Source organism: Luteibacter sp. P1_D3 (assembly GCF_056406135.1).
Genome location: NZ_JBFUAT010000055.1, coordinates 1 through 20,301 on the forward strand (window position 1 = coordinate 1; position 20,301 = coordinate 20,301).

At 65.2% G+C, this 20,301-nt stretch carries 17 protein-coding genes; 10 read left to right on the forward strand and 7 right to left on the reverse strand.

Going from position 1 to position 20,301, the window contains the following annotated elements; genetic code table 11:
* Both AC1DYM_RS21695 and AC1DYM_RS21700 read left to right on the forward strand, forming a co-directional pair.
* A partial coding sequence (locus AC1DYM_RS21695; protein ID WP_477341925.1) for a penicillin-binding protein 1A occupies positions 1–2,287 on the forward strand: 2,287 nt, incomplete at its 5' end.
* Positions 2,288–2,318: 31 nt separating this feature from the next.
* Positions 2,319–2,984 carry a hypothetical protein gene (locus AC1DYM_RS21700; RefSeq protein WP_477341927.1) on the forward strand — a complete coding sequence of 222 codons (666 nt, stop codon included), beginning with the start codon at positions 2,319–2,321 and terminating at the stop codon, positions 2,982–2,984.
* Between the two features lie 127 nt (positions 2,985–3,111).
* Here AC1DYM_RS21700 and AC1DYM_RS21705 read toward each other — a convergent pair whose 3' ends face one another.
* The 4 genes from AC1DYM_RS21705 to glnE all read right to left on the reverse strand — a co-directional run bounded on the left by AC1DYM_RS21705 (position 3,112) and on the right by glnE (position 8,884).
* The gene (locus tag AC1DYM_RS21705) at positions 3,112–4,407 is read right to left on the reverse strand and encodes a citrate synthase (protein ID WP_477341929.1); all 1,296 of its coding nucleotides are present in this window, start codon (positions 4,405–4,407) and stop codon (positions 3,112–3,114) included.
* Between the two features lie 268 nt (positions 4,408–4,675).
* The gene (locus tag AC1DYM_RS21710; RefSeq protein ID WP_046966218.1) at positions 4,676–4,921 is read right to left on the reverse strand and encodes a type B 50S ribosomal protein L31; all 246 of its coding nucleotides are present in this window, start codon (positions 4,919–4,921) and stop codon (positions 4,676–4,678) included.
* Positions 4,922–5,012: 91 nt separating this feature from the next.
* Positions 5,013–5,945 carry a nucleoside hydrolase gene (locus AC1DYM_RS21715; protein WP_477341931.1) on the reverse strand — a complete coding sequence of 311 codons (933 nt, stop codon included), beginning with the start codon at positions 5,943–5,945 and terminating at the stop codon, positions 5,013–5,015.
* 50 nt (positions 5,946–5,995) lie between these two features.
* Entirely contained in the window at positions 5,996–8,884 is a 2,889-nt protein-coding gene (glnE, locus tag AC1DYM_RS21720; protein WP_477341933.1) for a bifunctional [glutamate--ammonia ligase]-adenylyl-L-tyrosine phosphorylase/[glutamate--ammonia-ligase] adenylyltransferase, read from the reverse strand.
* Positions 8,885–9,018: 134 nt separating this feature from the next.
* Here glnE and AC1DYM_RS21725 point away from each other — a divergent pair, with 134 nt between their 5' ends.
* The gene (locus AC1DYM_RS21725) at positions 9,019–10,911 is read left to right on the forward strand and encodes an LTA synthase family protein (RefSeq protein WP_477341935.1); all 1,893 of its coding nucleotides are present in this window, start codon (positions 9,019–9,021) and stop codon (positions 10,909–10,911) included.
* Positions 10,912–10,950: 39 nt separating this feature from the next.
* Here the strand turns inward: AC1DYM_RS21725 and AC1DYM_RS21730 are convergent, their stop codons facing one another.
* The 3 genes from AC1DYM_RS21730 to AC1DYM_RS21740 all read right to left on the reverse strand — a co-directional run bounded on the left by AC1DYM_RS21730 (position 10,951) and on the right by AC1DYM_RS21740 (position 14,060).
* Positions 10,951–11,664 (reverse strand): hypothetical protein, encoded by a 714-nt coding sequence (locus tag AC1DYM_RS21730; protein ID WP_477341937.1) that lies wholly within the window; start codon positions 11,662–11,664, stop codon positions 10,951–10,953.
* A 395-nt stretch (positions 11,665–12,059) separates the two neighbouring features.
* Positions 12,060–13,706 carry a chaperonin GroEL gene (gene groL, locus AC1DYM_RS21735; RefSeq protein ID WP_477341939.1) on the reverse strand — a complete coding sequence of 549 codons (1,647 nt, stop codon included), beginning with the start codon at positions 13,704–13,706 and terminating at the stop codon, positions 12,060–12,062.
* Positions 13,707–13,766: 60 nt separating this feature from the next.
* Positions 13,767–14,060: a co-chaperone GroES gene (locus AC1DYM_RS21740; protein WP_046968171.1), complete on the reverse strand. Its 294-nt coding sequence runs from the start codon at positions 14,058–14,060 to the stop codon at positions 13,767–13,769.
* 194 nt (positions 14,061–14,254) lie between these two features.
* Here AC1DYM_RS21740 and cutA point away from each other — a divergent pair, with 194 nt between their 5' ends.
* The 7 genes from cutA to AC1DYM_RS21775 form a co-directional block, all read left to right on the forward strand.
* Entirely contained in the window at positions 14,255–14,578 is a 324-nt protein-coding gene (cutA, locus tag AC1DYM_RS21745; RefSeq protein WP_477341941.1) for a divalent-cation tolerance protein CutA, read from the forward strand.
* Positions 14,579–14,649: 71 nt separating this feature from the next.
* Complete coding sequence (locus tag AC1DYM_RS21750) at positions 14,650–16,914, forward strand: protein-disulfide reductase DsbD family protein (RefSeq protein WP_477341943.1); 2,265 nt, start codon at positions 14,650–14,652, stop codon at positions 16,912–16,914.
* Positions 16,911–17,450, forward strand: coding sequence for a TlpA family protein disulfide reductase (locus AC1DYM_RS21755; protein ID WP_477341945.1), 540 nt, complete (start codon positions 16,911–16,913; stop codon positions 17,448–17,450). Before AC1DYM_RS21750 ends, AC1DYM_RS21755 begins: the two co-directional genes overlap by 4 nt.
* 11 nt (positions 17,451–17,461) lie before the next feature.
* Complete coding sequence (locus AC1DYM_RS21760; protein WP_477341947.1) at positions 17,462–18,016, forward strand: DUF1415 domain-containing protein; 555 nt, start codon at positions 17,462–17,464, stop codon at positions 18,014–18,016.
* A gap of 315 nt (positions 18,017–18,331) precedes the next feature.
* On the forward strand, positions 18,332–18,781 hold the full coding sequence (gene aroQ, locus AC1DYM_RS21765; protein WP_477341949.1) for a type II 3-dehydroquinate dehydratase: 450 nt from the start codon (positions 18,332–18,334) through the stop codon (positions 18,779–18,781).
* A gap of 27 nt (positions 18,782–18,808) precedes the next feature.
* Positions 18,809–19,273, forward strand: coding sequence for an acetyl-CoA carboxylase biotin carboxyl carrier protein (gene accB / locus AC1DYM_RS21770; RefSeq protein ID WP_477341951.1), 465 nt, complete (start codon positions 18,809–18,811; stop codon positions 19,271–19,273).
* An 11-nt stretch (positions 19,274–19,284) separates the two neighbouring features.
* Positions 19,285–20,301, forward strand: a 1,017-nt coding sequence (locus tag AC1DYM_RS21775; protein ID WP_477341953.1) for an acetyl-CoA carboxylase biotin carboxylase subunit, incomplete at its 3' end; no start/stop codon positions are given.

Sequence of the window (20,301 nt, forward strand, 5' to 3'; positions counted from 1 at the left end):
CCCGGGCATCGACTGGCACGGCATCGCCCGCGCCGGCATCCACGTCATCGTCTCCGGCGGCGACAAGGGACCCGGCGGATCGACGATCACCCAGCAGGTCGCACGCAACTTCTTCCTGAGCCCGGAAAAGCTTTATTCGCGCAAATTGACGGAAGTATTCATCGCCCTGCGCATGGAAAACGAGCTCACCAAGGACCAGATCCTCGAGCTCTATATCAACAAGATGTTCCTCGGTCATCGCGCCTACGGCCTCGCCGCCGCCGCGTCGTATTACTACGGCAAGACGCTCGACCAGCTGACCGTCGCCGAGAGCGCCACCCTGGCCTCGACCTTCCAGTTGCCCTCGGTGGTCAATCCGCTGAACAACCCCAAGCGGATGATCGCCCGACGTGACTGGGTCCTCGGTCAGATGCTCTCGAACCGCTTCATCACCCAGGCCGAGTACGACGAGGCCATCAAGGAACCGAACGACGCGTTCCCGCACGAACAGCAGATCGAGGTAGACGCGCCTTACCTTGCCGAAATGGTGCGCCAGCAGGTGCTGGAGAAGCTCGGCAACGATGCCCTTACCGAAGGCTACGTGGTGCACACCACGGTACCCAGCGACAGCCAGGCCGCGGCGAACGATGCCCTCCGCGGGCGCCTGTCCGCCTACGACCGCCGCCATGGCTATCGCGGCCCGGAGGGTCACGAGGAACTCCCGGCTCAAGCCGGTCCCGATGATTACGACCGCGTTCTCGCCGGCTACACGAGCGTCGCGGGCATGATGCCAGCCATCGTCACCGAGACCGGGGCGAAGGAAGCAACGGTGTACCTGTCCGCAAAAGAAACGGCGACCTTGAGCCTGGAATCGATTGCCTGGGCGCGGCCCTATGTCAACGAAGGTCGCGCCGGCGCGGCACCGACGCGCGTCGACGCCGTTCTCAAGCGCGGCGACGTGATTCGCCTCATCCGCAGCGAGAAGGACGACATCAACGAAGACGCGAAGGCCTCGGATACCGCGAAGGCCACGACGGAAGCCAAGCCGGACTCGGGCAAGGGCGCCTGGCACCTGACCCAGATTCCCGCCGTGCAGGCCGCCCTGGTCTCGGTCGACCCTGAAGATGGCGCTGTTCGTGCGCTGGTGGGTGGCTTCAGCTTCCTTCGTTCGAAATTCAACCGCGCCGTGATGGCCGCACGCCAGCCCGGCTCTAGCTTCAAGCCTTACCTGTATTCGGCCGCCTTCGAACGAGGCTTCACGCCTGCCTCGATCGTCAACGACGCGCCGGTCGCCTTCCCCGATCCGTCACGTCCGGACGGCATGTGGACGCCAGCGAACGACGACAACAAGTTCGCCGGACCGATGCGCCTGCGCGAGGCACTGGTCCAGTCGAAGAACCTCGTCTCGGTCCGTCTGCTCGATGCCATCGGCGTGCGCTACGCCCGCGAGTACATCACTCGCTTCGGCTTCACGCCGGACGCCCTGCCGCAGAATCTCTCGCTCGCGCTGGGCACCGCATCCGTCTCGCCGATGAGCATGGCGCGCGGCTACGCCGTGTTCGCCAACGGCGGCTATCTGGTCACGCCTTACTTCATCGCGCGGATCGACGACCGCGACGGCAATCCCGTCTACGTTGCCAATCCGGAACGCGCCTGCGCGGACTGCCAGGAGCGCCTGCTCAATCCGACCCCTGCCGGGCCGCCGACCCAGCCTTCCACGGCGCTGATTCCGGCCAAGCCGGCCGTGGCCAGCAGCACGGGTGGCAACGGTACCGGCGACGCCGTGCTTCCTGCCGATGCCCATGCCGACCAGACGAAGCTGCCGAAGCTGGCACCTCACGTCATCGACGTTCGCAACGACTACCTCGTTACCTCGCTGATGCAGGACGTCATCAAACGTGGCACGGGGTCGGCGGCACGCGCACTCGGTCGCGACGATCTCGCCGGCAAGACAGGCTCGACCAACGACCATCGCGACGCCTGGTTCGTCGGCTTCAATGGCGATGTATCGACGGCTGTCTGGGTCGGATTCGACGACTTCAGTTCACTCGGTCGCGGCGAGTTCGGCGCAAAGGCGGCCTTGCCGATCTGGATGGATTACATGGGTGCGGTGCTGAAGGATAAGTCGTCGCATACCCTGGCCATGCCGCCCGGTATCGCCAATGTACAGATCGATCCGGGCTCGGGCCTGCCCTCGCCCGGCGGCATGAGCGAAATCATGAAGGTCGAGGACGTCGACCGTCTTCGCGAACAGGCTACGCAGAAGCAACAGGAGGAACAGCAGGATCACGCCTACGACATCTTCTGACGACCACATACACACCACACGGGGGTGAGTCATGGCACGAGGCGAGCATCACAAGCTCCACGCACAGGACCGGACGCAGCGACACCGCGCCCTTGTCGCCCAGGAAGCAGCGCGCCTGATGAGCGAGCATGGCATTCGCGACTTTCATCATGCGAAAGTGAAAGCCGCGGAGCGACTGGGTATTGCCGACGCGCAGGCGCTGCCTCGCAACAACGAGATCGAAGACGCGCTGCGCGAACACCAACGCATCTTCAAGGCCGATTCACAGCCCCAGGCCTTGCGTGCAAGGCGCGAAGCCGCCGTCGAGGCGATGCGCTTCCTGCGCGGATTCGACGCCCGCCTGGTCGGTGCCGTCCTTGAAGGCACCGCCGATGAGCATTCCGCCGTCTGCCTGCATGTCTTCAGTGACGACCCGGAAGCCCCGGTGCTGTTTCTCCAGGAACAAGGCATTCCGCTGGAGACGCAGACGCGACGCCTGCGCTGGCCGGGCAACGAGCAAAGCGAATACCCCGTACTGCTGTTCGGTGCCGACGGCATTCCGTTCGACCTGACCGTGCTACCGCTGGATGCCCTGCGCCAGGCGCCCCTGGATCGCATCGATGAACGCCCCATGCGTCGGGCGACCGCTTCGATGGTGCAGGCACTATTGGCCGAGGAAGATATCGCCGCGTTCGACTCCGCCACCCTTGCTCGGTAGGAGCCGATTCATCGGCGATGGGTGCTTGCGACACCGTTAGGAATCGCCGATGAATCGGCTCCTACCAAGCAAGAAAATCGGAAACCGTTCGCAAAAAAAACCCCGCTTTCGCGGGGTTTTTTCTTTCTTAGCGCTTGTCGCTCGAGGTGTAATCGCGAACGTCGGCACCGGTGTAGATTTGACGCGGGCGGCCGATACGCGCCCCCGGCGTTTCGTGCTGCTCGATCCAGTGCGAGATCCAGCCGGACGTACGCGCGATGGCGAACATCACGGTGAACATTTCCGTCGGGATACCCAGCGCCTTGTAGATGATGCCCGAATAGAAATCGACGTTCGGGTAGAGCTTGCGCTCGACGAAGTAGTCGTCCTTCAGGGCCGCTTCTTCCAGCTTCATGGCGACATCGAGAAGCGGGTCATTGACGCCGAGTTCCTCGAGCACCTTGTGGCACATTTCGCGAATGATCTTGGCGCGCGGATCGAAGTTCTTGTACACGCGGTGGCCGAAACCCATCAGGCGGAAGGAGTCGTTCTTGTCCTTCGCGCGCTTGACGGCGGTTTCAACCTTGTCGGCGGTACCGATCTCTTCGAGCTGCTTGAGCACGGCTTCGTTAGCACCACCATGCGCCGGACCCCAGAGCGCGGTGATACCGGCGGCGATCGAGGCATACGGGTTGGCACCGGTCGAACCGACCAGGCGGACCGTCGAGGTCGACGCGTTCTGCTCGTGATCGGCGTGCAGGATGAACAGCAGGTCGAGTGCCTTGGCGACCACCGGATTCAGCTCGAGCGGCTCACTCGGCACTTCGAACATCATGTGCAGGAAGCGGGTGACGTACTCGAGGTTGTTGCGCGGATAACGCGTCGGCCAGCCGATCGAATGACGATAGATGGCGGCGGAGATCGTCGGCATCTTCGCGATAAGGCGAATGGCGGCGAGCTTGCGGTCTTCCGGGTTATCGACATCGAGCTTGTCGTGGTAGAACGCCGACAGCGAGGCGATCGAGCCGGCGAGCATGGCCATCGGATGCGCATCGTGGTTGAAGCCACGCAGGAAGAACTTGAGGTTCTCGTGCATCATCGAGTGATGCGTGATGTCGTGCTCGAACTTCGCGAACTCGGTCTTGTTCGGCAGTTCGCCGTTGAGCAGCAGGTACGAGGTCTCGAGGAAGGTGGACTTCTCGGCAAGCTGCTCGATCGGGTAGCCACGGTACAGCAGGACGCCCTTGTCGCCATCGATATAGGTGATGGCACTCTTGGTGCTGGCGGTGCTGCCATAACCCGGATCGTAAGTGAAGTAACCGGTGTCCTTGTAGAGCGTGCCGATGTCGACGCACTCGGCGCCGAGCGTGCCGCCGATGACCGGCAGTTCGCTTACGGGCTTGTTGGATTCATCGACCAATTTGACGGTTTTGGCGTCGGACACGGCGAGCTCCTCTGTCTTTCTGTACCCGTTCCGCCAGGGGCTGGCGAAACGCAGCGATGTTGGGATTAACGACACCGGGGGAGAGGCGCCGTACCGGCCGCCACGTGCGACCGAAGTTCCCCATTATCGCACAGAGGCTATTCAAACGTCCGTTCGCCGGCCGCCAGATTGCACGCACAAAAAGACACGGGGCAAGCCTTGGGCTCGCCCCGTGTCTGTCTATCCTCGCGAAACGCCACCCCGCAGGCGGCGCGCGGATCGTGCTGTCTTACTTCTGGCCGTAGCGCTGACGGAACTTGTCGACGCGACCGCCGACGTCCAGCGTCTTCTGCTTGCCGGTGTAGAACGGGTGCGAATGGCTCGAGATATCGAGCTTGATCACCGGGTATTCGTTACCGTCTTCCCACTTGACCGTTTCCTTGCTGGACATCGTCGAACGCGTCAGGAACGCGAAATCGGACGACAGGTCCTGGAAAACGACGGACTGGTACTTCGGGTGGATGTTCTCTTTCATGGCGTGACTCTAAGAATTAGCGGGGTGAAAAGAGCGGCATTGTAACCAGCAGGGTCAGGGACATCAAGTCCGGCGATCACCCCGTAGAAGGCTATGCGGCCCCGAGGGCCCGGGCGATCAGCTGACCGAACCGTGCCTGATCCACGTCGAGGACGATCCTGGCATTTGGCTTGCCGCCGAGGCGGCCATGCCAGTCGACCACCGACGCACCACGGGTGAGCCGGCCATCCAGCTCGATCGCCACGTGACGGGTCTCGGCACGGGTGACCATACCCGGATCCAGGGCCACGGCCATGGCCAGGGCATCGGCGGCGATGAAGCCGGTCCGCTCATGCTCGGCGTTGAAGCGCCGGGCTGTGCCGAAGATCTTCTCGAAGAAATCGGCCCGGGCATCGCCCGCTGCGACCCAGCCGTCGTAGGTTTCGTCCGGGAACGCATGGCGTACCGTCGCTTCCCAGTCGACCAGATCGAACATGGCGAAGGCCTCGAAAACCACATGCGCGGCTTCCGGATCGAACCCGATGTTGAACTCGGCCGGGATCTTGCCGGTGTTCCCGTGGCCGGTCACCGCGCCGCCCATGACGACAAGGCGCTTCACACGCTGCGGCAGGTCGGGATCCAGCCGGACCGCGAGGGCGAGATTGGTCAGCGGACCGAGGGCAACCAGGGTCAGCTCACCCGGCCGCTCGCGCGTCAGGCGGATCAGGGCAAGGGCCGCGTGCTCGGCTTCGACCGGATGCTTCGGCTCGGCGAAACCCACGTCGCCGAAGCCATCGGCGCCGTGAACGAAGGCCGCGTCCTCATCCGGCGCACGCACCAGGGGCGAGGGACAACCACCGAACACCGGCGTGCCCGCCCCGATTAGCTCGACCAGCGTGCGCGCATTGCGCACCGTATGACCCAGGCCGACGTTGCCGGCGGCCACCGTTAGCGCAGCCACGTCGGCGTGCTCGTGCGCCATAAGGATAGCGAGGGCATCGTCCACGCCGGGGTCGGTGTCGATCAACAACGAGGGTCGGGTCATCGCAGGTCAGGTCCGTGAACGGCCGGACAGCATAGCGCCGGCCGCGCGGTTCAGACAGCCTGTGAGGCGGGAGCGTCGGCGCCCTGCAGTTCGAAGCCAAGCTCGCTCGCCACCTGGATCACGCCCGCACACGCGGCGTCCAGCGCCGGCGTGCGCTGGGCGATGCGCGATCGAAGATCCAGCGTGCACGCCAGCCCCATCTGCAACAGATCGGCATGCGCCACATGGAGGGTATCGGCCTGCAACTGGGTAAACAGGCCGACCGAGCGAAGTGCATCGATCAACGTGCTGCTCGCCGTCGTGTCGAGAATCGTCGGATGCTCCGCCGCGTGCGCCAGCACCATGCCCTGCAGCAGGAACTCGATATCGATAAGTGCGCCCGCGCCTTGCTTGAGGTCCAGGCGCAGGGCATCCGACCGATCGCGCTCGGACCTCCAGCGCCGCCGCATCGCACTGACTTCGGCGATGACGCGCGTGCCGTCGCGCGGTGTGCAGAGGATTTCCCGGCGAATGCCGCCCAGCACAGCGCCCAGCCGACCATCGCCGGCCACGGGTCGCGCTCGCAGCAGGGCCTGATGCTCCCAGGTCCAGGCGCGATCGCGCTGATAGGCCTCAAACGCATCGACACTGGCGACGAGCAGGCCTTTGGAGCCGTCGGGCCGCAGGCGCGTATCGACGTCGTATAGCTTGCCGGCATGGGTCTGCGCGCTCAACCAGTGCATGACGCGCTGGGCAAGGCGCTGGTACCAGCGTGTCCCGTCGACCGGTCGCGGGCCGTCGCTCATCGCGTTGGCCAGCTTGCCGTCGTAAACGAAAACCAGATCGAGGTCCGAAGCGAATCCGAGCTCCTCGCCGCCCAGACTGCCATAGCCCAGGACGGCGAAACCCCCGCCGTCACCCGACAGGCGTCCGTGTTGGGCCGTCAATTCGCGCGTGGCGAGCGCCAGCACGGCAGCGACGATCGCCTCGGCGAGGCCGGCAAGCCGCCGCGCCGTGGCCGGCGCGTCGGCCCGCCCGTCGTTGAAGGCGAGGCCGAGACGAAACGCGATGCTCGAACGGAACTCGTTGAGTCGCTCGAGTTCACGTTCCGCGTCACGCTCATCCAGCGTGCCGAGTGTCCGCGCGATCTCCGCGGAGATATCGGCGCGCTTCAGCGGAAGCTGGTCGATGCGTGGATCGAGAACGTCGTCCAGCAACAAGGGCTGGGCGATCACCCGCTCCGCCAGGAACGCACTGTCGGAGAAGACACCCGCAACACGACGCCGCGCATTCGGCTGCTCGTCGAGCAAGGCGAGGTACGAGGATCGCCGTGCGACGGCCTGGACCAGGCGCACCATGCGCAGCAAGCTGGCGGACGGCGACGCACTGGCCCGTGCGGCGCCGATGAGTTGCGGCATGAGCCGCTCGAGTCGTTCCCCGGAGCGGGCGGACATGGATCGTACGGCCGCCGCGTGCGGAAGCTTGGTCAGTTGCTCCACGGCGTCGGCACCGCCGGCAAATCCCGAGGCCTCCAGCGTCGCCGCGCTCAACGAGCCGTCACGAGCAGCAGCCCACAGCTCGACATCGGCGACCGGCGCCGTCGCGGTCTGCCCGGCCTCCGGCACGAGCACGGCGGCGAACTCGGCCGACACGGCGGCGCGATGCGCGGCCAGCTCCACCGCCAACGCATCCCACGACGGGTAATCCAGGCCCAACGCCAGCCTTTCGCGCGAAAGCTCGTCGTCGGGAATGTCATGCGTCTGCGCGTCGCGCAACATCTGCACGCGATTCTCCACGCGACGCAGGAACAGGTAGGCTGCGCGGAGAAGCTTGGCCCGTGCTGTGGGAATGTATCCGCGTGCCTCGCACGCGCGCAGCGCCGGCAGCAGCCCGCGGACGCGCAGCGCGGGATCGCGACCGCCACGGATCATCTGGGTCAGCTGGACGACGAATTCGATCTCGCGAATGCCACCCGGGCCCAGTTTGAGGTTACCGGCAAGGTCCTTGCGCGCCACTTCCGCATCGATCAGCGACTTCATCTCGCGCAGGCCAGCGAACGCCGTGTAGTCGAGGTAACGGCGATATACGAAGGGCCGCAGCATGTCCTGAAGTTCGCGCCCGGCGGCGCGGTCCCCGGCGACGGGGCGCGCCTTGATCCATGCATAACGTTCCCAGTCGCGACCTTCGCGCTGGTAGTACTGCTCCATTGCCGCGAACGGCAGCGCGAGACGGCCCGCATTGCCGAACGGACGCAGCCGCAGGTCCACGCGTGCGCATATCCCGTCCACCGTGGGCTCGGCAAGGAGTCGCACCAATTGGCGAGCCTCGCGAATGAAGTACTCCCCGTTGTCGAGCGAACGCGTGCCATCGGTATCGCCACCCGAGGCATAGGCGAGGATCAGGTCGATATCCGACGAGAAGTTCAGTTCGTTGCCGCCCAGCTTGCCGAAGCCGACCACGACCATGCGCTGCTCGACGCCGGCCGCGTCACGCGGACGGCCGAAACGGGCGTGCAAGGAATGTTCGGACCAGCGCAAGGCCGCGCTGAGCAGCGTTTCGTAAAGAGCACTGGTCGACGCCAGCGTCTCGTCGATATCGTCGAGCCCGTTCACATCGCGAAACACCAGGCGAACCGCCTCGGCATGACGGAAGCGGCGCAGGATCGACATGCAGCGGTCTTCATCGGCGGGCAGGTCCAGCATGCCGCCGCGCGTCGCCGCGTCCGCGCTGGCGCGGAAGCGCTCGAGGCCGGCAGGAGCGAGCAATTCCGGCTGGCGACGAAAGACGTCGAAGGCGAAGTCCGAAGCCAGCAGTGTGCGGCGGATGCGTTCGGCCACGCCCRCATCGTCGTGAACGGGAATGCGAGCCGCCCGACATGCCGCCATCACATCGGCATAACGGTGATCGATGAGTGCCCGTAGTTCGGGGCTTTCGCGCAGGGCTGGCGTAGGGACAGTCATGAGGAGGCCATTGTGCCTGAAGCGGCAATTTGCGAAGAATCGTATGAAAAACCGGCGCTTTTGGTGACAACCGATTCATGTCCGTTCCGTTACAGTCCCTATCCCCTCGGGACTGGACCCGGAAGTCGGCTCTTATGACCAGCACTTCGAAAACCTGGCGTGACCGCGTGGGACGCGCTGTGCTGCCGCTCATCACGGCGGTCCTGTTCGTCCTGCTGACGGGGCTGATCGACGGTAACCCCGGGGTCGGCACCGACCAATGGATGACCCGTCCCGGCCACCTGATCGCCAATGCCACGCCCGGCCTCATGCTGGCTACCCTGCTGCTGACGCTGACCCGTCGGACCTGGCTCTCCTTTGGTGTCGCCTTCCTGGCCCAAGGCGTGGTCTTCGCGGTTAGCGCCATCAAGGTGAAGAATCTCGGCACGCCGTTGCTGCCAGCCGACTTTGGCCTCGTCGGGCAGCTGAGCAACGGCGGCTTGTCGCTGCTTTCCGGCTACCTGCCGCGCCAGATCGCTCCCTACCTGGCCATCGCCGCGCTGATCGGCTTGGTCGTCGTCCTCGTCCGGTTCGAGCCGCCCGTGTTCGCACGGCGCACCTATGGCCGCCGGATCGTCGCCACCTTCGCACTGGGCACGCTTTTCGTCACGCTCTTCGCTGGCACACCAGGCTGGGCCAAGATCTACAACGGCCAGCGGCTCGGCATGATGCCGTGGTCACCGTCGGAAAACGCCGGATACAACGGCGTCATGTCCAACCTCATGCAGTTTCATCTTCAGGCCTCGCGCAACAAGCCCAAGGACGATCCCAAGGCGGCCCTGCAGCTCATCGGCGACAACGACGCCGCGTTGCGTGAGCACATGGCAAAGGCCGCACAGCACACGCGGCAACCGCCGGACATCGTCATCATCCAGAGCGAATCGTTCTTCGATCCGTCGGCGGTGAACGGCTACGACACCGATGTCGCGCCCAACCTGCATCGCCTGACGCAGGAAGGCAGCGGTGGCGGCCTGCATGTGCCGACGTTCGGCGGCGGCACCATCCGCACCGAGTTCGAAGTACTCACGGGCCTTTCCCTGCGTTACTTCGGCAACATGCGCTATCCCTACCTGGACCTGCATAACCAGGTGGTCCCGAGCATGGTTCGCGCCCTGCGCTCGCACGGCTACGAGACCGTCGCCGTGCACGGACACAACCCGAACTTCTGGAACCGCCCGGCGGCCTTCAAGGCCATCGGCTTCGACCGTTTCGTTTCGCGCGAGGGCTTCCCCGCGAACGCGAAGAACGACGGCACGTACATGGCCGACAGCGCCATGACGGACGAAATCATGGCCCAGCTGCCGGATGCCGGTCCGTCACGCCTGGTCTTCGCGATCAGCATCGAAGCACACGGGCCTTACGATGGTTCCGACAACACGGATGTCGCCGAGCGCGATGCGATTCCCGTCCCCGCGGGCATCGAAGGAAAGGACAAGCTCGAGTGGCAGAATTACGTCTATCACATGCATCACGCCGACGCCGAACTCGGCCGTCTCGCCGACCTGCTGGCCAGGCGTGAACGCCCGACCCTCCTGCTGTTCTACGGCGACCATCTCCCGGCGCTGACCAATACGTACACCCACGCAGGCTTCCGCGACGGCCAGCCGTTCGACACGCAGATGGTGCCGTGGGTGCTGGTGGATGCGCACAACGACGGCCCTCCGCCGGTGCACGGCGACATGGCGTCGTGGATGCTCCCGGGCCTCGTACTGGAGCGCGCCGGTATTCACGACGATGCCTATTTCGCACTGACCCAGGTGCTGGGTGGCCAGCTTGCCGCGCTCACGCGCTCGCCGGATGCCAACACGGCCGCGGAAGACGCGAACACGAAGTTGACCGACGCGGCGATGGGCAATGTCGCCCTGCTTCGCTTGAAGAACAAGCTTGACCCGCTTCTTGCGCGCTATGCGCTGCCCGATGCGGGCATCGATGTCGCGCGCCAGGCCGGCGACGCCGAGCACGAGGCAGAGGCAGGCGCGGGACAGTGACGGCGAGCGACACGTGGCGACCGCCAGTGGTCCATCGCATCAGCGCACGATGGCTTGGTCGTCCACACGGTAGCTGAAGGGCGGAAGGCTCTGGTCCGTCGTGAACCGGACGATAGGAACGACCTTGCCGGTGACCCCATTGTAATCGCGCTGGATGAGTCGGGCTCCCGCCAGGCCGTCTTTTTCGTACTTTCCCGCAGTGTAGAAGATGGCCTCGAGAGGCACCTCCTGCGGCTTTTCCGCGGGCCATGTCTTCACCATCAATTCCATGTGCTGCATGGCTTCGAGCATGCCGTCGGGAACCCGCGAGGCAATACTCAACGCGAACCCCGCCTGATCGGCATCGAAGCCGCATTGATGATAGAACTGCTCGGGAAACGTGGTGACCTCGGCGAAGTGCTTGCGCCACGCCTCCACCGTGTCGATGCCTTGCTCCTTGCACGGCCGGCTTTCCACGGGATAAGCCGAGTTCGCAGCGCAACCATGCGGCCCTCGTCCGCCCGTGACGGCGTCATGAGGGAAGGAACAGAAGATGGTGACGGGAAACATGCCAGGACTACCGTTTGCATCGGCTTCCCTGATGATCAGCCCGTGCGGGCGCGCCTGCTCGCCATAGAGAATCCGACTACCGACATCTTTGCGAAGATAGCTGAACGAGAGTGCCTCGGCCGTGCCAGCCCCCGTCGTGGGCTCCCAGGCATGTCGATCTGGCTCATCCTCCGTCGGAACCGCATCCGTCGCGCGGATCAGCACGCCATTGCAGTCATACGCAGGCTTGGTGGACGCTTCATCGCACGACGCAGCCGTCGCGTCGAACCGTGCGTTGAGGCGTACTGCGGTCTCGTCTCCTACCGATCGCGGCCGGGCGGAATGTGTCTGGCAAGCCGCACATTCGAGGACGAAACACAGCGAAAGAACACGTGCTTTCCATGTCATGGCATTACTCCCTGGGAACCTGTGACGACGGATATCGATCCGTCGACAGTGCCTCACTGCACCTGCACCGATTTTTGCTCGCAAGGAAACGGCAGGCAAGGGGCCGCGGCGGACCTTGCCGATTCACCGCATCGGTTGCACACATGAAACAAAAAAAGGAGCCCTGCTTGCGCAGGACTCCTTCGTCGTTTCAGGAGCTATTCGAGCGGGACTTAGAAGTCCATACCGCCCATGCCGCCCATGCCGCCGCCAGCGCCGCCATGGCCGTGGCCGTCGTCCTTCTTCGGCACTTCCGTCACGGCCGCTTCGGTCGTGATGATCGAGCCGGCAACCGACGCGGCGAACTGCAGTGCCGAGCGGGTGACCTTGGTCGGGTCCAGGATGCCGAAGGCGATCATGTCGCCGAACTCACCGGTCGCCGCGTTGTAACCGTAGTTACCTTCACCGGCCTTGACCTGGTTGACGATGACCGAAGCCTCTTCGCCGGCGTTGGTCACGATGGCGCGAAGCGGGGCTTCGAGCGTGCGACGGGTGATCGCGATGCCGAGGTCCTGGTCCGTGTTCTTGCCCTTCAGGCCTTCGAGCGCCTTCAGTGCACGGATCAGGGCAACGCCGCCGCCCGGGACCACGCCCTCTTCGACGGCTGCGCGCGTGGCGTGCAGGGCGTCTTCGACGCGGGCCTTCTTTTCCTTCATCTCGACTTCCGTCGCGGCGCCGACCTTGATGACGGCAACGCCGCCGGCAAGCTTGGCAACACGCTCCTGCAGCTTCTCGCGATCGTAGTCCGAAGAGGTCTCTTCGATCTGCGCCTTGATCTGCTTGATGCGCGACTGGATGCCTTCGGCATCGCCGGCACCGTCGATGATCGTGGTGTTTTCCTTGGTGATCACGACGCGCTTGGCATGGCCGAGGTCGGTGATCGTGGCCTTGTCGAGCGCCAGGCCGACTTCCTCGGAAATGACCGTGCCGCCGGTGAGGACAGCGATGTCTTCCAGGATGGCCTTGCGACGATCGCCGAAGCCCGGCGCCTTGACGGCGGCGACCTTGACGATGCCACGGATCGTGTTGACGACGAGGGTAGCCAGGGCTTCGCCCTCGACTTCCTCGGCAACGATCAGCAGCGGCTTGCCAGCCTTGGCAACAGCCTCGAGCACCGGCAGGAGCTCACGGACGTTCGAGATCTTCTTGTCGTGGATGAGGATGAACGGGTCGTCCAGTTCAACCTGCTGCGACTGCTGGTTGTTGATGAAGTACGGCGACAGGTAGCCGCGGTCGAACTGCATGCCTTCGACGACGTCGAGCTCGTTCTCGAGACCCGAACCCTCTTCAACCGTGATCACGCCTTCCTTGCCGACCTTGCCCATCGCCGTGGCGATGATGTCACCGATGTTGGAATCGGAGTTGGCCGAGATCGTGCCGACCTGGGCGATCGCCTTGTCGTCGGCGGTCGGGTTCGACAGCTTCTTCAGTTCGGCAACGGCGGCGATGACGGCCTGGTCGATACCGCGCTTGAGGTCCATCGGGTTGATGCCCGCGGCAACGGCCTTGAGGCCTTCCTGGATGAACGCCTGGGCGAGGACGGTCGCGGTCGTGGTGCCGTCACCGGCCACGTCGGAGGTCTTCGAGGCGGCTTCCTTCACGATCTGTGCGCCGATGTTCTCGTACTTGTCGGCGAGTTCGATTTCCTTCGCGACCGAGACGCCGTCCTTGGTGACGGTCGGGACGCCGAAGCTCTTCTCGAGCACGACGTTGCGGCCCTTCGGGCCCAGGGTGACCTTGACCGCGTTGGCGAGGGTGTTCACACCCTTCAGCATGCGGGCGCGGACGTCTTCGCCGAAGCGGACTTCTTTCGATGCCATGGTCTTTGAATCCTTAAATGATTAGTAAGTGAGATCGGGGGGAACGGGGCGAGCGAAAGCTCAGCCTTCCAGGACCGCCACGATGTCGTCTTCCTTCAGGAAGACCAGATCTTCGCCGTCGACCTTGATTTCCTGGCCGGCATACTTGCCGAACAGGACCACGTCGCCTTCCTTCACGCCCATCGGACGGAGCTGGCCGCTGGCCAGGAGGAGGCCGGTACCGGCAGCGAGCACCTTGCCGCGGGTGGGCTTCTCGGTGGCGCTGTCCGGGATGACGATGCCACCGGCGGAAACGCGCTCTTCTTCGAGACGCTTGACGATGACGCGGTCGTGCAGCGGGCGCAGTTTGCTCATGACTTCTCCAAACATGTGTTTGACGGATAAGGAAAAAGGTCCACCCTGTTAGCACTTGGTCAGGGTGAGTGCCAGAATTTTAGCCCTAAGCTTTCCTGATTCGGAAGAGCTGCGGATGGTCGACAGATGGCGGCGCCACGAAACCGTTCAAGGCCCCGGGTTCAAAAAAGGGTACGAGAGGCCACAATTGGGGCATGTCCGAACCTATCGCTGTCCTCATCGCGTGCCCCACCGGCGAACCCGCCGACACCCTCGCCCGCGCCATCGTCGAAGCGGGCCTCGCCGCCTGCGTGAACCGAGTGCCTGGCGTGCGGTCCACTTACCGCTGGAAGGGCGAGGTCGTGACCGACGACGAAGACCTGCTGGTGGCCAAGACGACCCGCGAGGCCTTCGCGGCGCTGGAACGCTTCGTCCTGGCACACCATCCCTATGAGGTGCCGGAAATCGTCGCCCTGCCGGTTGTCGCCGGCCATGCCCCCTACCTGGCGTGGCTGGAAGCAAGCATCGACGCAAGCTAACCCGGGTTCGCCCGGTCATAATGATCGACGCCCCACGCGCCTCGTCACCGCATCGCTCCACGGAGATCACCATGTCGTCGCTTCGCCGCCTTGCGCGGAACCTGGTCGCCGCGTTTGGCCTGCTGCTCGTTGCCCTGCCCGCATTCGCGCAGGGCGACGACGATCTGCTGCCCGTCACCGAGGCGTTCCACCTCACCACGGACGCCAGCCAGCCCGGCATGGTCAAGCTGCATTGGCGCATCGCGCCGGACTATTACCTCTATCGGGGCCGGATCAAGATCAAGGCGGCCGACGCCGGTGCGGTCTCGCTCGGCGAGCCGACGTTGCCGGATGGCCTGAAGAAGCACGACGAATACCTCGGCGACGTAGAGATCTACCACGGCGATATCGAAGCCAGCGTGCCGTACACGCTGCTCGCCGCCGGCACGACCACCCTGGCCCTCGACGTCCAGTACCAGGGTTGCCACGAAGTCGAGCCGAAGATCTGCTACCCGCCGAACACCGAGCACCTGAAGCTCACCATCGGTGGCGCCTCGACCATTCCAACGGGGCCTGCGCCGACGGCCGCTGCGGCCACGCCTACTGCCGCCGCACCCGCCGCCAATGGCGCCTCGCTGCTCGGCGCCCCGGCCGCAACCCCGGGCACCGATGCCGCCGCCCTGCCGGCCGAGCAGGCGTTCCGCTTCGAAGCCCTGGTCAAGTCGCGCGATGCCCTGCTGCTGCGCTGGACCATGCCGAAGGATTACTACCTGTACCGCGACAAGACCGAAATCACGGTCGCCTCGCCCGCTGGCGTCACGACCGGTGAGCCGGAGTGGCCGAGCGGCGTCGCCCACCACGACGAACACTTCGGCGACACCATCGTCTATTTCGATCAGGTCGAGCTGCCCGTGCCGATCAAGGGCGCGGCGGACGCGAAGACGGCCGAGCTCGACGTCGCCTACCAGGGCTGCCTCGAGAACGGCATCTGCTATCCGGTCATGAAGCGTCATATCAGCGTGGATTTCGCCGCCGGTACGGCGACGGTCGGCGCCCCGGCCTCCGCCGCGCCCGCGACTGCCGCCGTGAAGGACGTGGCGCCGACACCCCCGCCTCCGGGCCTCATGCCGAAGAGTGAGGCGCCGCTCGGCTTCGTCGCCGCGATCGGCCTGGCGCTGCTCGGCGGCCTCGTGCTGAACCTGATGCCTTGCGTGCTGCCGGTACTATCGCTGAAGGCGATCACCGTGCTGGAGAGTGGCGAGAGCCAGGGAGCCGCCCGTCGGCACGCGCTCTGGTACACCGCCGGCGTGCTCGTCGCCTTTGCCGCACTGGGCGTGATCATCGTCGGCATCCGCGCTGCCGGCCATGGCATCCAGTGGGGCGCACAGTTCCAGCAGCCGCTGGCGATCGGCATCCTCGTCTACGTCATGCTCGCCGTGGGCCTGTCGATGTCGGGCGTGTTCGAGATCGGCGGCTCGCTGGGTAACGTCGGCAGCGGTCTGGCCTCGCGCTCGGGTCCGTCGGGCGACTTCTTCACCGGTGTCCTTGCCGTCGTCGTTGCCAGCCCCTGCACGGCGCCCTTCATGGGCTCGGCGATCGCTTTCGCCTTCGCCGCCCCGGTCGCCGTGGCCTTCCTGATTTTCCTCGCCCTCGGCCTTGGCCTCGCGCTGCCCTTCCTGTTGATCGGCTTCGTGCCGGCGATCGCCCGACTGTTGCCGCGCCCCGGCCGCTGGATGGAGACGCTGAAGCAGGCGCTGGCCTTCCCGATGTATCTCACGGCGGTGTGGCTGCTGTGGGTGCTGACCAAGCAGCGCGGCGCGGACGCGACGGCCCTTGTCCTCGCGGGCGCCGTCCTTCTCGCCATGGCGCTGTGGTGGTACGGGCGCAACGCCAACCGCGACCGCGGCCTGTCCTGGATCTTCACCGCCGTGCTCGCCTTCGGCGCCGTGGCAGCCCTGTGGACCGTGCACGGCCTGCCGGCGCAGACCGCGACCACGGTCGCCACCGACGGCATCGTGCCCTACTCGCCGGAGAAGCTCGCCGAGCTGCGTGCCGCCGGCACACCCGTGCTGGTCGACATGACCGCGGACTGGTGCATCACCTGCAAGGCCAACGAACACGCCGTGCTCGACACGGACGATTTCAAGGCGCTGCTCAAGCGCACTGGCACCGTGTACATGCGCGGCGACTGGACCGACGTGAACGCGACCATCGCGGCCTTCCTCGAGCAGTACCACTCGGTCGGCGTGCCGCTGTACGTGGTCTATCCGAAGGGTGGTGGCGACGGCCACAAGCTCTCCACCGTGCTCACCTACGACACCGTGAAGCAGGCACTCGAGGCCGCCGCGTCGCCATGACGCGCGGCCCGACCTTCTGGATCGTCGTACTGGCGATCCTCGGGGCGACGGGCGGATTGTGGGTCGAGCACCGGCGCCTGCATCCGCCACCGCCGCCAGGCGTGACGGTCGCCGACATCGGCGACCCAGCGCCGGAAGCCAGCTTCGTGACGGTCGATGGCAAGGCACGCCAGCTGTCGGACTGGCGCGGCAAGCGCGTGCTCATCAATTACTGGGCGAGTTGGTGCGGGCCGTGCCGGCGGGAGATGCCCCTGCTCGACGCGGCATACGCGCGCCACCGGGACCGGAACATCGTGGTGCTTGGGCTGGCCGAGGACACGGCGACCGGCGTCCGCGACTATCTCGCCAGACAAACGGTGAGCTACCCCATCATGCTCGTGGACGCCGACGCGCCCGGCGGGTCCCTCTCGCTCGGCAATACGCGTCGCGTGCTGCCGTACAGCGTCCTGATCGGTGAAGACGGGCGTATCCTGCGCCGCAAAGTGGGTACCTTCACCGGGCCCGAACTCGACGAATGGCTCGCCCCCGCACGATGAAGGACACCCCCATGGACGGTCTGCCGACCCCCGACGAAGCGATCGCACGCAGCCAGGCCTGGCTGGAGAAGGCCGTGATCGGCCTCAACCTGTGCCCGTTCGCCAAGGCCGTGCACAAGAAAGGCCAGATCCGCTACGTGGTCAGCGCCGCCACCCAGCCGCTGGAGCTGCTCGACGATCTCAAGCGGGAACTCGAGCACCTACGCGACGTGAGTCCTGAGGTGACCGATACCACGCTGCTTATCCACCCCGGCGTACTGGGCGACTTCGAAGACTTCAACGAGTTTCTTGAAGTGGCCGACCTCGCCGTGGAGGATCTCGGGCTCGATGGCGAGATCCAGGTGGCCAGCTTCCACCCCGACTTCCAGTTCGAGGGCACCGGCCCCGACGACATCACCAACTACACCAATCGTTCGCCCTACCCGACCCTGCACCTCCTCCGCGAGGACAGTATCGACAAGGCAGTGGCCGCCTTCCCCGAGGCCTCGACGATTTTCGAAGCGAACATGGCGACGTTGGATGGGCTGGGTGTCGAGGGCTGGAGGAAGCTGTTTCCGGCGGGCTGAGGCCTACCGGCCCTGCTCGGTAGGAGCCGATTCATCGGCGATCTCTTCCTCCGGTGGGGACCGAGGCAAGCACCCTCAAGGTGGCGGCTGCGCCGCGGGTGTATTCACCATTCGCCGATGAAATCGGCTCCCACGCCGCCTATGCCCTCGTAACGTTGTTCGGGGCGAATGCGCTGAGGGTCTACCATACGCTGCAGTGTGGAAAGTCACGATCTCCAGCGATCTACGGCGATCTTCACCGAACTGGACAAGTCCGGGGGACAGGCGCACACTGCGCGGCGTTCCGGAGCCCCGGATACAAGGCACAGGTGAACAGTGGCCAGGATCCTCGTCCTGCACGGACCCAACCTCAATTTGCTCGGCGTGCGCGAACCGTCGGTCTACGGGCACGAGACCCTCTCCGACATCAATGTTTCGCTGCAGGCCCGCGCCCAGGCGGCCGGCCACGAACTGAGCTGGTTCCAGTCCAACGCCGAGCACGAGTTGATCGCCCGGATCCATCAGGCACGCGACGAAGGCGTCGCCTGGATCCTGATCAACCCGGCTGCGTTCACTCACACGTCCATTGCCATCCGCGACGCCCTTGCCGGCGTGTCGATCCCGTTCATCGAGATCCACCTGTCCAATCCGCATGCGCGTGAGGCGTTCCGCCATCACTCGTATCTGTCCGACCTGGCCACCGGTGTGATCTGCGGCTTCGGCGGTGACAGCTATCGCCTGGCGCTCGAAGCCGCCCTGCTCCGCCTCGCGGTGCCCGCGGCCTGAATTCCATTCCACCAGAAGGTTTGTCCCATGGACCTGCGCAAGATCAAGAAACTTATCGACCTGCTCGAGGAATCGAACCTCGCCGAGCTGGAAATCAAGGAAGGCGAAGAAGTCGTCCGCCTGTCGCGCGTGCCCAAGGGCACCGCCGCGCCACAGATGTACGCTGCACCGATGCAGCAGGCCGCCCCGGTCGCCGCCGCTCCCGTGGCGGCTGCGCCCGCTGCCGCCGCTGCGCCGATCGAAACCGGTCTCCCGGCGGGCCACGTGACCAAGGCGCCGATGGTCGGCACCTTCTACGCCTCGTCGACGCCTGGCGCGCCGGCGTTCGCCACGGTCGGCAAGCAGGTCAAGGCCGGTGAAACGCTGGGCATCATCGAAGCGATGAAGATGTTCAACCAGATCGAGGCCGACGTCTCGGGTACCGTCGTCGCTGTCCTGGTCGAGAACGGCCAGCCGGTCGAATTCGACGAACCCATGTTCGTCATCGCCTGAGGCCTGACACCATGCTCGAGAAGGTAGTCATCGCCAACCGCGGCGAAATCGCGCTGCGGGTGCTGCGCGCGTGCCACGCGCTCGGCATCAAGACGGTCGCGGTGCACTCCACCGTGGATCGCAACCTCAAGCACGTCGGCCTGGCCGACGAATCGGTATGCATTGGCCCGGGTCCCTCGGCCGACAGCTACCTCAACATTCCCCGGATCATCGCCGCGGCGGAGATCACCGACGCCCAGGCCATCCATCCGGGCTACGGCTTCCTCTCCGAAAACGCGAACTTCGCCGAGCAGGTCGAGACCTCGGGCTTCATCTTCATCGGCCCCACCGCCGACGTGATCCGCCTGATGGGCGACAAGGTCGAAGCCATCCGCGCCATGAAGGCCGCCGGCGTGCCGTGCGTGCCCGGCTCGGGCGGCCCGCTGGGCGACGACACCGACGAAAACATCCGCATCGCCCGTGAGATCGGCTACCCGGTCATCATCAAGGCCTCCGGCGGTGGCGGTGGTCGCGGCATGCGCGTCGTGCGCACCGAGGCCCACCTCGCCAACTCCATCGTCATGACCAAGCAGGAAGCCAAGGCCGCTTTCAGCAACGATCAGGTCTACATGGAGAAGTTCCTGGAGAATCCGCGCCACGTGGAGATCCAGGTGCTCGCCGACGGCCAGGGCAATGCCATCCACCTCGGTGAGCGCGACTGCTCGATGCAGCGCCGTCACCAGAAGGTCGTCGAGGAAGCACCGGCGCCGGGCATCACGCCGGAAATGCGTGCCCAGATCGGCAAGGTCTGCGTCGACGCCTGCCTGCGCATCGGCTATCGCGGTGCGGGCACCTTCGAGTTCCTGTTCGAGGGCGGTCGTTTCTACTTCATCGAAATGAACACCCGTATCCAGGTGGAACATCCGGTGACCGAACTGGTAACCGGCATCGATCTCGTTCGCGAGCAGTTGCTGATCGCCGGCGGCGAGAAGCTGTCGATCCGACAGGAGGACATCGTGTTCACCGGCCACGCCATCGAGTGCCGCGTG

What these genes read in the sequence shown, in the direction of transcription:
- AC1DYM_RS21715 (WP_477341931.1), bottom strand. Translation starts at nt 5,945, where the DNA reads ATGACCCGACCCTCGTTGTTGATCGACACCGACCCCGGCGTGGACGAT.
- AC1DYM_RS21725 (WP_477341935.1), top strand. Translation starts at nt 9,019, where the DNA reads ATGACCAGCACTTCGAAAACCTGGCGTGACCGCGTGGGACGCGCTGTG.
- AC1DYM_RS21750 (WP_477341943.1), top strand. Translation starts at nt 14,650, where the DNA reads ATGTCGTCGCTTCGCCGCCTTGCGCGGAACCTGGTCGCCGCGTTTGGC.
- AC1DYM_RS21760 (WP_477341947.1), top strand. Translation starts at nt 17,462, where the DNA reads ATGGACGGTCTGCCGACCCCCGACGAAGCGATCGCACGCAGCCAGGCC.
- AC1DYM_RS21710 (WP_046966218.1), bottom strand. Translation starts at nt 4,921, where the DNA reads ATGAAAGAGAACATCCACCCGAAGTACCAGTCCGTCGTTTTCCAGGAC.
- AC1DYM_RS21740 (WP_046968171.1), bottom strand. Translation starts at nt 14,060, where the DNA reads ATGAGCAAACTGCGCCCGCTGCACGACCGCGTCATCGTCAAGCGTCTC.
- AC1DYM_RS21700 (WP_477341927.1), top strand. Translation starts at nt 2,319, where the DNA reads ATGGCACGAGGCGAGCATCACAAGCTCCACGCACAGGACCGGACGCAG.
- groL (WP_477341939.1), bottom strand. Translation starts at nt 13,706, where the DNA reads ATGGCATCGAAAGAAGTCCGCTTCGGCGAAGACGTCCGCGCCCGCATG.
- AC1DYM_RS21755 (WP_477341945.1), top strand. Translation starts at nt 16,911, where the DNA reads ATGACGCGCGGCCCGACCTTCTGGATCGTCGTACTGGCGATCCTCGGG.
- cutA (WP_477341941.1), top strand. Translation starts at nt 14,255, where the DNA reads ATGTCCGAACCTATCGCTGTCCTCATCGCGTGCCCCACCGGCGAACCC.
- accB (WP_477341951.1), top strand. Translation starts at nt 18,809, where the DNA reads ATGGACCTGCGCAAGATCAAGAAACTTATCGACCTGCTCGAGGAATCG.